13 protein-coding genes are annotated in these 15,840 nt (G+C 43.1%); 9 read left to right on the forward strand and 4 right to left on the reverse strand.

Features of this window, described 5'->3' with window-relative positions:
• Positions 1-313: 313 nt before the first annotated feature.
• From Q4567_RS05195 to Q4567_RS05225, 7 genes are all read left to right on the forward strand, one after another.
• Positions 314-505 (forward strand): hypothetical protein, encoded by a 192-nt coding sequence (locus Q4567_RS05195; protein ID WP_216049882.1) that lies wholly within the window; start codon positions 314-316, stop codon positions 503-505.
• 289 nt (positions 506-794) lie between these two features.
• Positions 795-1,454, forward strand: coding sequence for a GntR family transcriptional regulator (locus Q4567_RS05200; RefSeq protein ID WP_216049881.1), 660 nt, complete (start codon positions 795-797; stop codon positions 1,452-1,454).
• A 98-nt stretch (positions 1,455-1,552) separates the two neighbouring features.
• Positions 1,553-2,431, forward strand: a complete 879-nt coding sequence (gene prpB / locus Q4567_RS05205) for a methylisocitrate lyase (protein ID WP_216049880.1) — start codon at positions 1,553-1,555, stop codon at positions 2,429-2,431.
• A 35-nt stretch (positions 2,432-2,466) separates the two neighbouring features.
• Positions 2,467-3,591, forward strand: coding sequence for a 2-methylcitrate synthase (gene prpC / locus Q4567_RS05210; RefSeq protein WP_216049879.1), 1,125 nt, complete (start codon positions 2,467-2,469; stop codon positions 3,589-3,591).
• Between the two features lie 78 nt (positions 3,592-3,669).
• Positions 3,670-6,267, forward strand: coding sequence for a Fe/S-dependent 2-methylisocitrate dehydratase AcnD (gene acnD, locus Q4567_RS05215; protein ID WP_216049878.1), 2,598 nt, complete (start codon positions 3,670-3,672; stop codon positions 6,265-6,267).
• Positions 6,264-7,445 (forward strand): 2-methylaconitate cis-trans isomerase PrpF, encoded by a 1,182-nt coding sequence (gene prpF, locus Q4567_RS05220; RefSeq protein WP_216049877.1) that lies wholly within the window; start codon positions 6,264-6,266, stop codon positions 7,443-7,445. Before acnD ends, prpF begins: the two co-directional genes overlap by 4 nt.
• A 152-nt stretch (positions 7,446-7,597) precedes the next feature.
• Positions 7,598-8,350, forward strand: coding sequence for a sulfite exporter TauE/SafE family protein (locus Q4567_RS05225; protein ID WP_216049876.1), 753 nt, complete (start codon positions 7,598-7,600; stop codon positions 8,348-8,350).
• Here the strand turns inward: Q4567_RS05225 and Q4567_RS05230 are convergent.
• The gene (locus Q4567_RS05230; protein WP_216049875.1) at positions 8,324-9,325 is read right to left on the reverse strand and encodes a phosphotransferase; all 1,002 of its coding nucleotides are present in this window, start codon (positions 9,323-9,325) and stop codon (positions 8,324-8,326) included. The two genes, Q4567_RS05225 and Q4567_RS05230, sit on opposite strands and share 27 nt — an antisense overlap.
• A gap of 111 nt (positions 9,326-9,436) precedes the next feature.
• On the opposite strand from Q4567_RS05230, the gene Q4567_RS05235 reads away from it, so the two are divergent.
• The gene (locus tag Q4567_RS05235) at positions 9,437-11,464 is read left to right on the forward strand and encodes an NADPH-dependent 2,4-dienoyl-CoA reductase (RefSeq protein WP_303499606.1); all 2,028 of its coding nucleotides are present in this window, start codon (positions 9,437-9,439) and stop codon (positions 11,462-11,464) included.
• A 211-nt stretch (positions 11,465-11,675) separates the two neighbouring features.
• Here the strand turns inward: Q4567_RS05235 and Q4567_RS05240 are convergent, their stop codons facing one another.
• The 3 genes from Q4567_RS05240 to Q4567_RS05250 are packed head-to-tail and all read right to left on the reverse strand — an operon-like array spanning position 11,676 to position 14,049.
• Complete coding sequence (locus Q4567_RS05240) at positions 11,676-12,572, reverse strand: histone deacetylase (protein WP_303499608.1); 897 nt, start codon at positions 12,570-12,572, stop codon at positions 11,676-11,678.
• 42 nt (positions 12,573-12,614) lie between these two features.
• The gene (locus Q4567_RS05245; protein WP_216049872.1) at positions 12,615-13,274 is read right to left on the reverse strand and encodes a TVP38/TMEM64 family protein; all 660 of its coding nucleotides are present in this window, start codon (positions 13,272-13,274) and stop codon (positions 12,615-12,617) included.
• Between the two features lies 1 nt (position 13,275).
• Positions 13,276-14,049 carry a gamma-glutamyl-gamma-aminobutyrate hydrolase family protein gene (locus Q4567_RS05250; RefSeq protein ID WP_303499610.1) on the reverse strand — a complete coding sequence of 258 codons (774 nt, stop codon included), beginning with the start codon at positions 14,047-14,049 and terminating at the stop codon, positions 13,276-13,278.
• Between the two features lie 417 nt (positions 14,050-14,466).
• Between Q4567_RS05250 and Q4567_RS05255 the strand changes: the two genes are divergently transcribed.
• Positions 14,467-15,840, forward strand: a complete 1,374-nt coding sequence (locus Q4567_RS05255) for a M28 family metallopeptidase (protein ID WP_303499612.1) — start codon at positions 14,467-14,469, stop codon at positions 15,838-15,840.

Raw genomic sequence — 15,840 nt, forward strand, 5'->3', positions numbered from 1 at the left:
CTTAATTACATTTTTATTACACGCCCGAGTATATCAGTGAAATAACGATTGTCTGCACCTTTGTACAGCTTTGATTTGAACGACTAACGCTTAATCTCATAGAACAAGCAATTTAGTTAGGCAAAATTACCACTTTTTAGTCAAAAAACATCGAATGCGAACATAATAAAAAACACATCCAATTGATTTTATTAACTTTTTTATTTGGAATAAATGTTGCTCTAATTGCTATTAAGCGAAATGACAAGTGTTAGAAAAATCAATAATGTAAATCCCCCCGTTACTGTGGTTGGGGGTTAAAAGGAGAATATAGATGTTTACTTTTTTATGTGGCTTAATAATTTTTTGTTTATGGTTAATCCCCATTGTGGCCATTGCCACATCAAACCGCACCTGCGGAGGCGAAAAAGCTGCATGGTTATTAGCTGTTATATTTATTTCCTGGTTTGCGTGGATATTTTATCTATTGTTAGCACCACTCAAATCTCCCCGCTATGGTGCTTAATTCAGCTAACTAAATCATTACCATTGGCATAACGATACACCTCGACTGGCCCTCTGCGAACAATCCACGGCAGAAGGTTGGTCGAACCAAGCTTATCCAATTTGCACTTTCAATTGTCTTTCCACAAATTACATCCATTCTAAGCTCTTACCGCGATTCCTAATACGACAATATAAAAACGGATCCAATCGTTCAACCCCATATTGTCGACAATATTAAGATTTAATGTTGAATTAATGTCCATATAGGTCTATATTGTCGACATTACAGATAATATGAAGAAAAATTTTTGGTCAATTTTTTATCAGAATCACCGGTTACATCAGCGGATAAAACCTTTTTCCAACTTCGCAAAGATATTGTTGAAGGAGATATCCAACCTGGTAGCAAGCTGAGTGAAACAGAATTGTCGACAAAGTATGCGGTCAGTCGAGCTGTGGTTCGTGAAGCGATTAACCGCTTGGAAACCTGCCATTTAGTTGAACGCAAAGCAAATGTTGGTGCCAGGGTTGTTTCGTTGACGCCTGAAGGGTTAATTCAGTTGTATCAAGTACGAGAGTCTCTTGAAGGAATGGCAGCCCGCTTGGCCGCTACCAATATGACTGACCAAGAAGTGAACGAGCTCGAATCTTTACTTTCTGAACACTTTCAAGAAGTAAAAGAAGGACAGTCATATTATCAAGAAGCGGGTGACGTAGACTTCCATTACCGGATTATTGTTGGCAGCAAAAATGAACATCTAATTTCAATGCTCATCAATGGCATTTATCACCTGGTTCGCATGTATCGAGTGCAATTAGGTATGGCAGGACCAAGAGTCTCCACGGCGTTTGATGAACATAAACACATTGTTCAAGCGATAGCTAATCGCGATGGAGAATTAGCTGAAATGTTAATGCGCCGACACATTTTGTATTCCAAAAATAATATTGAAAAGAAATTGCAGTAACGTAACTAACCTGAGCTCGGAATAAGACGTCGTAACTCAAAATATATTATTCCCACTTCAGGTTTACAAACTTCACCGATTGTTAAACAGAGGAAATTATGACTCCAGGCAAAAAATTCAGACAAGCATTGATTGACAATAAACCACTACAAATTGTTGGCACTATCAACGCGTATTCGGCCATGATGGCAAAGCAAATTGGTCATAAGGCTATTTATTTATCTGGTGGTGGTGTGGCAAACGCTTCTTACGGCCTACCCGACCTCGGCATGACGTCTCTTAACGATGTCATCGTTGATGTGCAACGCATTACTGCAGCCTGTGACCTACCACTATTGGTAGATATTGATACCGGTTGGGGTGGCGCATTCAACATCGCCAAAACCATAAGAGATATGGAAAAAGCTGGAGCAGCAGCGGTCCATATGGAAGATCAGGTCGCACAAAAACGTTGTGGACATAGACCAAACAAAGAGATTGTTTCCATTGAAGAAATGACTGATAGGATTATAGCAGCTGTAGATGCCCGTACCGACCCTGACTTTTTCATTATGGCTCGTACAGACTCTTTTGCACAGGAAGGTTTAGAGGCAGCAATCGAACGTGCTAAAGCCTATGTTGCGGCCGGAGCTGATGGCATTTTTGCAGAAGCAATTCAAACCGAAGAGCATTACCGCGCTTTCTCAGAAGCTTTAGACGTGCCTATTTTAGCCAACATCACAGAATTTGGTAAAACTGAGTTGTGGAATAAAGAGCAACTCGCGCAGTGGGGAGCCGATATGGTGCTTTACCCGTTGAGTGCCTTTAGAGCGATGAATAAAGCAGCAGAAACCGTCTACACTTCAATACTAAAAGATGGTGACCAAAAAGCCGTTGTAGATAGCATGCAAACCCGCATGGATCTTTATGATTATCTTGGTTATCACGATTATGAGCAGAAATTAGATAGTCTTTTCTCTCAAGGTAAAAATAAATAACCCTATATTTTTCATTTATAAAACAGGACTCTATCATGGTTGACAAAAAACTAAGTGGTGCGGGCCTTCGCGGTCAAAGCGCAGGAGAAACCGCATTGTGCACGGTAGGTAAATCAGGATCTGGTTTAACTTATCGCGGTTACGATGTATCTGATTTAGCAGATAACGCCACCTTTGAAGAAGTAGCTTATTTATTGTTTAAAGGGGAACTCCCCACTGAAACTCAACTGGCAGATTATAAAGCCAGATTGCTGTTAAAGCGTGATTTGCCTGACGCCTTAAAAGCAGTGTTAAAGTTAATCCCTGCTGATACTCATCCTATGGATGTGATGCGCACCGGTTGTTCATTTTTAGGTAACTTAGAGCCTGAAGATGATTTTAGTCAACAACAAGATAGTGCGGATCGTTTGTTAGCCGCCTTCCCTGCAATAATGTGTTATTGGTATCGCTACAGTCATGACAATGTGGAAATTGAATGTACCACTAATCAAGATTCAATCGCCGGTCATTTTTTGAAGTTATTAACAGATCAAGATCCGTCTGAACTTCATCGCCGAGTGATGGACGTGTCGCTAATTTTGTATGCAGAACATGAGTTTAATGCTTCTACCTTTACGGCTCGCGTCTGTGCATCAACCTTATCAGATATGTTCTCATGTATTACCGGCGCGATTGGCACATTGCGTGGTCCATTACATGGTGGTGCCAATGAAGCAGCCATGGATATGATTCAAAAATTCAGTTCGCCTGAAGATGCCAAAGCTAAAATGGCTGAAATGTTGGCCAACAAAGAAAAAATCATGGGCTTCGGTCATGCAATATATCGTGAATCCGATCCTCGTAATGTGATCATCAAATCTTGGTCTGAAAAACTCGGTAAAGAGTTTGGCGATTCCAGCTTGTACGACATCTCAGTAGCTTGTGAAGAGTTTATGTGGGATAGCAAAAAGCTGTTCTGTAATGCCGACTTCTTCCACGCTTCGGCCTATCATTTCATGGGGATCCCAACTAAATTGTTTACCCCGATTTTTGTATGCTCTCGCTTAACAGGTTGGGCTGCACATGTGATGGAACAAAGATCAAATAACCGCATCATTAGACCAAGTGCGGATTATATCGGCGAAGAGCCACGTAAAGTGACTCCGATTAAACAACGATAGAACTTTCCTTTTCCAGGCAATCAATAAGTGGGCATACCTAATGCCCACTCTACTCACGCAATAGCAAGGTAGAAAAATATGAATACTCAATACAGAAAACGCCTTCCTGGTTCCAAACTTGATTTTTTTGACACCCGTGAAGCTGTAGACGCAATCAAACCAGGGGCGTATGACACCCTTCCCTACACTTCCCGTGTATTAGCAGAAAATTTAGTTCGTAGATGTGAACCTGAAAAACTTAATGCTGCACTAGAACAAATAATCGAACGTAAACAAGATCTTGATTTCCCGTGGTATCCAGCGCGAGTAGTGTGTCACGATATCTTGGGTCAAACCGCATTGGTAGATTTAGCCGGACTCCGTGACGCTATTGCGTTAAAAGGTGGCGATCCTTCTAAAGTAAACCCTGTGGTCCCAACTCAATTGATAGTTGACCACTCTTTGGCTGTGGAGCATGCAGGTTTTGAACCTGACGCCTTTGAACAAAACCGCGCCATTGAAGATCGTAGAAACGAAGACCGCTTTCACTTTATTAACTGGACCAAAACAGCCTTTAAGAATATTGATGTGATTCCGCCAGGTAACGGCATTATGCACCAAATTAATTTGGAAAAAATGTCGCCTGTTGTGCATGCCAGAGACGGCGTTGCTTTCCCTGACACACTTGTTGGAACAGATAGCCACACTCCTCACGTTGATGCCTTAGGTGTAATTGCATTAGGTGTCGGCGGACTGGAAGCCGAAAGTGTGATGTTAGGCCGTGCATCTTACATGCGTCTGCCAGATATTATTGGCGTAGAGCTTACCGGTAAACGTCAACCTGGTATCACTGCCACCGATATTGTTTTAGCGATTACCGAATTCTTGCGTAAAGAGCGTGTTGTTTCCTCATACTTAGAGTTCTTCGGCGAAGGAGCATCGGATTTAACCCTTGGCGATCGTGCGACTATCTCTAATATGACCCCAGAATTTGGCGCATCTGCAGCGATGTTTTATATCGATGACAAAACCATCGATTATCTTAAACTAACAGGTCGGGACGATGCACAAGTACAACTTGTGGAAAACTATGCCAAACAAGCGGGTTTGTGGGCAGACACATTAAAAAATGCTAAATACGAACGTGTATTAACCTTTAACTTGTCCTCAGTTGGTCGCAATATTGCGGGCCCTTCTAATCCACACCGCCGTGTATCTACTGCTGATTTAGCGGCACAAGGAATATCAGGTATTGTTGAGCACGACGGTGACTTAATGCCTGATGGCGCTGTCATCATTGCTGCAATTACAAGTTGTACCAATACCAGTAATCCTCGCAATGTTATCGCAGCAGGACTGGTTGCCAGAAATGCCAACAAACTTGGACTCACTCGCAAGCCATGGGTAAAAACCTCTTTAGCACCGGGCTCAAAAGCGGTTCAGTTGTACTTGGAAGATGCCAAGCTACTGCCTGAACTTGAGCAGTTAGGCTTTGGTATTGTTGGTTTTGCATGTACAACTTGTAACGGTATGAGTGGAGCCTTGGATCCTAAAATTCAAAAAGAACTTATCGACCGTGATTTATATTCCACAGCGGTACTTTCTGGAAATCGTAACTTCGATGGCCGTATTCATCCTTATGCAAAACAAGCGTTCCTAGCGTCTCCGCCGCTAGTGGTAGCTTATGCTATTGCCGGTACGATTCGATTTGATATCGAAAAAGATGTGCTCGGAACTGATGCTCAAGGTAATCCGATTACCTTAAAAGATATTTGGCCAAGCGATGAAGAAATCGATGCCATTGTTGCCAGCAGCGTAAAACCAGAACAATTTAAGAAAGTGTATGATCCCATGTTTGATTTGACTGTGGATTATGGCGAAGATATTGATCCGCTATACGAATGGCGTCCTAAGAGTACTTATATCCGTCGCCCTCCATATTGGGAAGGTGCCTTGGCGGCAGAGCGCACAATGAAAGGCATGCGCGCTTTGGCAGTACTTGGTGACAACATAACAACAGATCACCTTTCACCTTCTAATGCGATTTTAGCAGACAGTGCAGCCGGAGAGTATTTGTTATCAATGGATGTTCCCGAAGTTGATTTTAACTCCTATGCTACTCACAGGGGCGACCATTTAACTGCGCAAAGAGCAACGTTTGCTAACCCTAAGTTGTTAAATGAAATGGTGATCGAAAACGGTGAAGTTAAACAAGGTTCGTTAACTCGCCTTGAGCCTGAAGGTCAAACCGTGCGGATGTGGGAAGCCATTGAAACCTACATGCAACGCAAACAACCATTAATTATTATTGCCGGCGCTGACTACGGGCAAGGCTCATCTCGAGACTGGGCTGCCAAAGGGGTTCGTTTAGCTGGTGTAGAAGTCATAGTGGCTGAAGGGTTTGAGCGTATTCACCGAACCAACTTAATTGGAATGGGTGTGTTACCGCTAGAATTCGAAGCTGGCACGACTCGTAAAACACTGAATATCGATGGCAGTGAGCTTTTCGATGTGAAAGGCGAGCGTCAACCTGGTGCTTCACTAACCTTGATAATAACCCGTACTAGCGGTGAAACCATAGAAGTCCCAGTAAATTGCCGTTTAGACACAGCAGAAGAAGTGTCTATTTATGAAGCCGGTGGTGTATTGCAACGTTTCGCTCAAGACTTTTTGGAGTCAGAAGGACAAGCTCAATGAGTGGCTTTGCTCAACAAATAAAGGTTGCCGCCACCTATATGCGCGGCGGAACGAGTAAAGGCGTGTTTTTTAACCTTGCAGATCTGCCTGAGCAAGCGCAAACAGCTGGCGCTTATCGCGACGCCTTGTTGCTACGTACTATTGGTAGCCCAGATCCCTACGGCAAACAAACCGATGGAATGGGGGGCGCGACCTCTAGTACCAGCAAGACCGTGATTGTGTCAAAAAGCCAACAAGCTGATCATGATGTGGACTATTTGTTTGGCCAAGTGGCAATCGACAAAGCCTTTGTAGATTGGTCTGGAAACTGCGGTAACTTGTCTGCAGCAGTAGGACCTTTCGCGATTCACGCTGGTTTAATTCCTGCCGAGAAGCTGGTTAAAAACGGGTCTGTTACGATTAAAATTTGGCAGGTTAATATCCAAAAAACCATTATCGCTCATGTACCAATGTGTGATGGTCAAGTGCAAGAACTCGGAGATTTTGAGTTAGACGGGGTTACCTTCCCTGCCGCTGAAATACCTGTTGAGTTTATTGATCCTGCCGATGGTGAAGGTGACATGTTCCCTACCGGTAAGGTGTCTGAAATATTGGATGTTCCAGGTGTGGGTAAGCTCAATGCAACACTTATCAATGCTGGAATACCTACGATATTTTTGAATGCTCAAGAGTTAGGTTATCAAGGCACTGAATTGCAAGACGTGATCAACAGCAATAGCGATGCATTGGTTAAGTTCGAAACAATTCGTGCTCACGGCGCACTTAAAATGGGCTTGATTGATTCCCTTGAACAAGCCGCACAACGGCAACATACGCCAAAGGTCGCTTTTGTGGCTCCAGCAGCTGATTATCTGGCCTCAAGTGGGAAAACAGTGGCAAAATCGGAAATCGATTTGTCGGTTCGAGCGCTTTCCATGGGCAAACTTCACCATGCGATGATGGGCACAGCCGCAGTAGCAATTGGCACGGCCGCAGCCATTCCTGGCACCTTAGTCAATCTTGCCGCTGGCGGCGGTGAGCTTGAATCTGTATGTTTTGGTCACCCATCAGGCACATTGCGCGTAGGTGCAAAAGCGGTGCTTAATCAGGGTAAATGGCAAGTTGAAAAAGCCGTTATGAGTCGCAGTGCTAGGATCTTAATGGAAGGCTGGATTAGAGTACCTGAACCAAGCCTTTAATTTACCTTAAACTAAAATAAAAACGGTCAACTAAGTTGGCCGTTTTTTGTTATCTGGATATTAAAAAGTTAAACGCGTCTTGTAGTTCAATGTCAATTCTGAATTAATAGCAGCTTGTCAGATTTCAGCCACCAGCTTATGAATTGATTTTAATGATTGAATTATTTTCCTACACATTGAGTTACCAGCAACTTGGCTTGCTATTTTTAGTCGCATTTTTTATCGGTATGGCAAAAGCTGGTGTGCACGGAATTTCAATGTTCGCGGTGCCAATTCTAGCACTTATTTTTGGTGGCAAAGCCTCTTCGGGATTGATGTTACCGATGTTAATTATGGCCGATCTATTCGCCGTAAAATATTATCACCGCCACGCCAACTGGAGTTTCTTGATTAAGTTATTTCCTTCTGCGGCAATAGGCGTGCTCATCGCCACGCTAATCGGTAATAGCATTGATGACCAAGTGTTTAAGCAAGTCATGGGATTCATCATAATCGCCAGCCTTGGGATTATGCTTTGGATGGAAACCATTAATAAGGAAAAAATACCTGACTACTTATGGTTTGCAATTTTAATGGGCACCCTAGGTGGTATTACAACTATGATTGGCAATCTGGCCGGTTCAGTGATGGCGCTGTATTTATTGAGTATGCGTTTACCTAAAAATGAATATATTGGCACTGCCGCATGGTTCTTTTTGATCATCAACTTATTTAAAGTTCCCTTTCACATCTGGTCGTGGGAAACCATTAGCGTTAATTCGTTTGCATTAAATTTGCTTGGTTTGCCGTTCATCGCGCTAGGAATTTATTTGGGTATTCAAATCGTCAAACGAGTACCTGACAAACAATATCGCTGGTTGGTGATTGCCGTTACAGGATTAGCTGCTGGATTTATGCTGATTTAAATAAGCTAACGCCAATTCGGTTTGTTTCTGCATATACTCATTACGTTTGTAATGTTCAGTTGCCCAGCCACTCAAAAAGCGTTCAAAATCGGCCCATGCTAGCGGGTACAAGGCCCGCCATTGCTCTTCGAGTAATCCAAAATTGCAATTTACTTGATAGTGAAGCAGCGCCTTTTTAAAGTGACTAAAATAATCATTTAAAAGAGTTTCGGCATGCTTAAATAAACCATCTTGATAAAAACAACTACCTAAGAAATACGCCAAATCCTTTACCCCAACGCCACGACCAACGTACTGGAAATCCACAGCAGCCAAGTCATCTTTGTGAGCAGAGAAACAAAAATTGGCCAGTTTAGCGTCACCATGTAGTAGCGTTTGGTAGCTAGCCGAGTTAAGTTGCTGATCGAGCCCAGTCGCTGCTTCTTTTAGTCGTCCTTCTGGCATTTTTTGATACTCATCAGGGCGCGTTTTAAGATGCCAATAGGTGCCAATAGGCCAAAGTTCAGGGGTGGCATTATTTAAAAATCGAGCATGGAAGTAGGCTAACCAACGCACACCTAGTTTCACCAAATCTAGCGGTGCATCATCACATCTATAGGTAAATCCACTGGCATCCAGATCTTCCATTATTAACCAACGTATCTGTTGATTTTGACCCGAGGCAATACACTTAGGAATGCGACTATATTGATCTGTTAGCCCGCTGTAGCTGTCATAAAAAATTTGTTCGTTTTGGTATGAATCTAATTTACGAAGATGAGAAATAGAGGTGTTCCAACCTCTTGGATGTGCAGATTCAGAGTTGGGATTTACGACCTTTACCACATAATTGCGCTGCCTAGTGGGGATATTGTAGCGTGCAATTTCACCATACCCACTCCATAGAGTTTGAATAGATTCTACTTTATGCAGGTTTTGGTCTTGAAAATACCCTTTCAATATTTCCAATAGCGCACTGTGATAACTTTGATCCATACTAGATTCAACACTTTAATTTTAGAGTAGACTTTAACCCATGCTGTATCGATGGTTGCACATCAGCAATATGCGTTCTACTCTTGGCGAATAAGAATTAAGGACAAAGATATGACAACACCCTCACTATTTCCACATTTATTAACCCCGTTAGATCTTGGTTTCACCACATTAAAAAATCGAACGTTAATGGGTTCAATGCACCTTGGACTTGAGGAAGAAAAAGGCGGTTTTGAGAAACTAGCGGCATTTTACGCCAAGCGTGCTGAGGGGGGAGTTGGATTAATAGTGACAGGCGGTGTGAGTCCTAACATAGCGGGTTGGCTCGCCCCATTTGCAGGACGGATGAGCAGCCGCCGGCACGCTAAAAAACATAAAGTCGTGACCGATGCTGTGCACGCCCACGGCGGAAAAATTTGTATGCAAATATTGCATTCAGGTCGTTATGGTTACCATCCGTTGAATGTATCGGCCTCAGCAGTGAAAGCCCCTATTTCACCATTCAAACCTCGCTCACTTTCCTCAAAAGGTGTGTACAACACCATTAAGGATTACGCCAATTGTGCCAGTTACGCGCAATTAGCAGGTTATGATGGCGTTGAGATTATGGGCTCTGAAGGATACCTGATAAACCAGTTTTTCTGTGAACGCACCAATCATCGCGACGATGAATGGGGTGGAAGTCTCGAAAATAGGGCCCGTTTGGCTATCGAGACCGTAAAGCAAACTCGTCAAAAAGTGGGGAAAAACTTCATCATTATATATCGACTTTCAATGATTGATTTAGTCGAAGGCGGGGCTCCTTGGGAAGAGGTGGTGTATTTAGCCAAGGAAATTGAAAAAGCCGGAGCAACATTAATCAATACCGGAATTGGTTGGCACGAAGCACGAATCCCCACAATTTCAACTTCAGTTCCAAGAGCGGCATTCACTTGGGTGACAAAACGCCTAAAATCCGAGGTCAGCATCCCACTTATCACCACTAACAGAATCAATACACCAGAGGTTGCAGAAGCAGTGTTAGCCGATGGTGATGCAGATATGGTGTCTATGGCCAGACCATTTTTAGCCGATCCTGACTTTGTGGCTAAAGCTATGCGCAATGAATCCGATCAAATCAATACCTGTATAGCTTGCAACCAAGCTTGTTTGGACCATGCCTTTGCACAAAAAAGGGCTAGCTGCTTAGTTAATCCCCAAGCCTGCTATGAGACAGAACTGATTTTTAAAACCGTGGCAGAACCTAAAAAACTTGCGGTTGTTGGCGCAGGACCTGCCGGCCTAGCCTTTGCCACTTATGCCGCAGAGCGCGGTCATCAGGTGCATTTATTTGAAAAATCCGCACAGATTGGCGGTCAATTCAATTACGCTAAACAAATTCCTGGTAAAGAAGAGTTTTACGAAACACTGCGCTATTACGCACGAAAAATTGAAGTTTTAGGGGTGAAATTGCATCTCAATACAACGGCTAATGCAGTGATGTTAAAGGAGCAAGGCTTTAATGAAATAATCATGGCTACTGGCATCAAACCCCGTCAGCTAGACATTCCCGGTATCGATCATCCTAGTGTCATGAGTTATTTAGATGTGCTGCGAGATCACAAATCGGTAGGCAAACGAGTGGCTATTGTTGGTGCTGGAGGTATTGGTTTTGATGTGGCTGAATACTTAGTAGAACACGAACATCTAACCACTGATTTGGATAAATGGCTGACTCACTGGGGAATTGATAAAAGTTATGCGAATCCGGGCGCGTTAATGCCGCCCCAGATCACGCCAACAGATAAGGAGGTTTATTTACTGCAACGTAAGGAATCAAAAGTTGGTGCGAATTTAGGTAAAACAACCGGATGGATCCACCGCACTTCCCTTGCCCATCACAACGTCAATATGATCAATTCAGTGAGCTATGAAAAAATTGACGACCAAGGGTTTCATATCAAGATTGGCGACAAACCTAAACTTTTGGCAGTCGACAACATTATAATTTGTGCTGGTCAGTTGCCATTCCGTGATTTAGAAGAAAGTTTGTTAGCAGCGGGAATGACAGTCCATGTGATTGGTGGTGCAGATGTTGCGGCAGAGCTCGATGCCAAACGTGCAATTAGACAAGGAGCAGAGCTAGCCGCTGCTATATAAATTCAGCATTTTCCCATGGGCAAAAGCCCATGCTACAAAAAGAAAATTGAACATCCCAAACCTGTGGTGGGCGCTTTAGCCCCGCGCTATTGATATCCATGGGCAAAAGCCCATGCTACAAAAAGAAAATTGAACATCCTAAACCTGTGGCGGGCGCTTTAGCCCCGCGCTCTATTGATATCTAGGCCGTGCAACGGGAGCAAGAGCAGGCTCAATAAACTCCAGCGGCCTTGAATAACTGTAAATGCACTTTGACTAAGGCATCGATATCTCGCTGATATCCGCCGCCAATGACAGCGGCAACGGGAAGCCCTTTTTGTTCACACAGGTCGAAAACTAACTTATCTCGGGTATACACACCTTGGGTGCTGATACACAAATGCCCTAAATCATCGTTTTCATGCACATCCACCCCAGCGTCATAAATCACGGCATCAGGTTGGAAACTGTTAAGCGCAAGATTTAAAGCACAGTCGACAGTGTCTAAGTACTCAGCATCTGTTGTTCCTTTAGGCAATGGAAAATCGTAATCCGAAACTTGTTTTCGATGGGGAAAGTTCTTTTCGCCATGAATAGAGACAGTTTTAACATTGGCATTTCGTTCCGCCAATTTTGCCGTGCCATCGCCTTGGTGCACATCACAATCAAATATCAAAACCCGATCTACATCTGGATGTTGCAGCATATTTAGTGCACTTAGATACAAATCATTGACCATGCAGAAACCTGAGCCAAAATTGGCGAACGCGTGATGATAACCACCTGTTAGGTTTATTGCCTTGCCTGCGTCTAACGCAAGTTGACTGGTTAAGATAGTGCCGCCAACGGCGGTCAGAGTGCGTTTAATCAATTGTTCTGACCAAGGAAACCCAATTCGCCGCATTGCTTTAGCATCAAGGGTGCCGGTAGTTAGTTGCTGCACATATAAGGGGTTTAAAACCGATTTTAAACTTTCAACATTGACAGCTTGAGGTTGATGAAAGCTAGATTCAGATACACCAAATTGACGTAACGCTGTATAAATTTCCTGATACTTTTGAATCGGAAATCGGTGTCTAACCGGTAAATCTAGAATTGAATAAATAGGGTGGAATACCAGTGGGATCATAGACGTCCAATATATAAAGTTAACCTAAGCGCAATTTGAATTTTACTGCTCAGTCTGCTTATTCACCATCACTCGATATACAATGAATAGAATAATGGCAGCAACAATTGATGTGGCGGCCAAGCCAGATGGCTCTTTCATCATCTGTAGCGCGCCCTCTCCAAAAAATACCGCACTTAAACCTAAAGGCATAATACCTACTGTAGAACCAAATGCGTACTTCCAGATATTGATATCTAAAGAGCCCCCAATGATACTTGTGACAGTAAACGGAGGAGTGGGTGCTAACCTTAGTGCAAGAACAGCCCAAGCACCTTTATCATCCATTTTATTTTTAACTTTGTCTAAACTATTACTGATTTTTTCGCCAAACACTTCCACACCGATAAATTTACCGACGCCATAGCCGCTCAAACTTGCCAATAAAAAACCCGGTATGCAAATCAACAAACTTATCCAAATATTAAAAACCAAACCAACCGCAAACGCCATTAGTGGGATTGGAATGAGTAAACTTCCACCAATAAAAAAGATCCCCAGAAAAATCAACGCAGTCGCGAAGTTTTGCGGCACACTACTGGTTAAATCAGTGATCTTGTCGATACTCAAATAGTCCCCTAAAGGTGTCAAAAAGTATGCTGCTGTAAGCGCGGCTAAAATAAAAACAACCGACGCTAATTTAATCCCATTACTTTTTTTCATCTTAGCAATCCTCTTTGTTGTTTGTATCTCTGGCCTGTTCAACTAGCCATTGGAAAATGCTTCTGTGCGCTTTCATATAAAACAAATATTCCGGATGCCACTGCACCCCAAGCACCTTGTCACTATCTTTGCTTTCGATAACCTGATTAATGCCGGCTTTTTCTTTTGCTGTCACTTCCAAGCTATCCGCAGGCTCGGCAATCGCTTGAGAATGGATAGCGTTCACTTTGAGGGGATCATCGCCAGCAATGTCACTGATAAGGGAATTGTCTTTAGTATAAATAACTTTTTTGCGAGGAAATGGGCTTCGTATGCGCATTTTCTTCTGCAACAACGGCAGTGTTGATTGATACATGCTGCCACCTAGCTCTGCATTGAGCAGTTGGTGTCCCCTGCAAATTCCTAAGATAGGTTTGTCTTGCTGCATCGCATAATCAATAAACTCTTGCTCCATTGCATCGCGCTCTTTGTCGTACTTTGTTGCTGAGAAGCGGCTTAACCACTCCATCGGATACATCAAAGCTTCTTTTATTCTTAACCATCCTGAACGTTTGACTTTAGGAACTTGTTGAGCAACATAATTATCCGGGTGAATGTCTGAACCACCACCGATGATGATGCCGTCATAATCAATTTTTCCGCTGAATGTTGCCGGTGTAACTCGAACCGGTAAACCTCCCGCTAGACGTACGTTCAAAGCAGTGAATAGCCACGCAGTTAAACCAGAACTATTTGGCCCCGTTATCGCAATCGAAGGTTTGTTATCACTAGCCATAAGTCCGTCCCCAGCTAAAAAAAGCAATTCGATAGGTTGTCAAACTAGGTATCAGGATTTTCAAAGTCATTTATTCCAATTTAAGTAGCACTTATTGAGAGTTAATCAGCAAAGACTGAACCACTTTCGCCTCCTCTGTTAAAGGCAAGCTAACCTCAGTAAAATCATGTAGTTAAAAAATAAACCCATTAAAAATATTGAACTGATTATTGATTTCCTTTGTTTGCAACGTGAATTAATTTCAAACGTAAATGTATTTTTTCTATGAATTGTAATGCTGCGCTATTGCGGAGTTTCTGGATGATTATTTAGGCTGTTCAACGATTAATGATTTAATTTAGATGGATTTATGGTTTTAATAGCAAGGTACGATCTAGGTGGCCTTTGGCCGCACACTTTAAATAACAAGAGGTTGACATGACCCTTTCTAGACTAGTTTTCTGTTTATTTTTATCAAGCCTAACTTCTGCATACGCCCATGGGAATGTGGAATATCAAGATCAACAAAAATTACATGACATTGCGGCACAAATATCCGCGCAAAATATCGAAAATGATATACGCACTTTGGTAAATTTTGGAACTCGCCATACGCTATCACAGACCCAATCAGATACTCGCGGAATCGGTGCAGCGAGGCGTTGGATAAAAGCTGAATTTGACAAAATTTCATCCCAATGCGGTGGCTGCTTGGAAGTTTATTTTCAGTCAAAGACCATAAGTGGCGAAAAACGCATTCCGAATGCCACAGAGGTAGTGAGTGTTATTGCCATTCAGCGCGGTCAAACAGATCCCGATAGGTACGTAATAATGTCTGGTGATATTGATTCAAGAGTCTCAGATGTGATGGATTTTACATCAGACTCCCCTGGTGCAAATGATAATGCGTCAGGCATTGCCGGAACCTTGGAAGCTGCTCGGGTATTATCCCAATACAAATTTAATGGCTCTATCGTTTATGCTGCGCTTGCAGGAGAAGAACAAGGGCTGTTTGGCGGTAAAATTCTAGCTGAGCATGCACAACAATATGGTTGGCGAATAAAAGCAGTATTGAACAATGACATGATTGGCAATATTGAAGGAATCAATGGTGTCATTAACAACACCACAGCGCGAATTTTTGCAGAGGGCACGCGACAAACCGAAACCCCAGAAGAAGCGAGAACCCGACGCTTCACTGGTGGCGAAGTCGACTCACCAAGCCGTAACTTAGCCCGATACATCGACTGGATGGCTGACCGTTACATTCCTAACTTAGATACTATGGTCATCTACCGCTTAGACAGATTTGCCCGCGGTGGACACCACCGTCCATTTAATGATTTAGGCTACCCTGGCGTGCGTATTATGGAAACGAATGAAAACTACCATCGCCAACACCAAGACCTACGTAGCCAAGATGGTATCAAGTATGGCGATACCATTGACGGAGTTAATTTTGCTTATGCTGCCAAATTAACCGCTTTAAATGCCGTTTCATTAGCAGGCATGGCGTGGGCGCCCACACCACCTGCCAAAGTCAATATAAAGGGCGCGGTACAACCTAGTACTACCCTAAGTTGGCAGATTGCTTCAGCTGAACAGGCGCCCGATCTAGCGGGCTATAAGATTTATTGGCGATACACAGACGCACCTCAGTGGCAATTTAGTCGATATGTTGGCAAGGTGTCGGAATTCACATTGGAAAATGTGGTCATTGATAACTATTTTTTTGGGGTCAGTAGCGTAAATAAACAAGGCTTTGAAAGCCCTATCGTCTTCCCAGGTGCTGCTGGCGCATTTGGAGAGTAA

Origin of the sequence: Aliiglaciecola sp. 2_MG-2023 (genome assembly GCF_030548145.1) — a bacterium.
GTDB classification, from domain to species: Bacteria; Pseudomonadota; Gammaproteobacteria; order Enterobacterales; family Alteromonadaceae; genus Aliiglaciecola; species Aliiglaciecola lipolytica_A.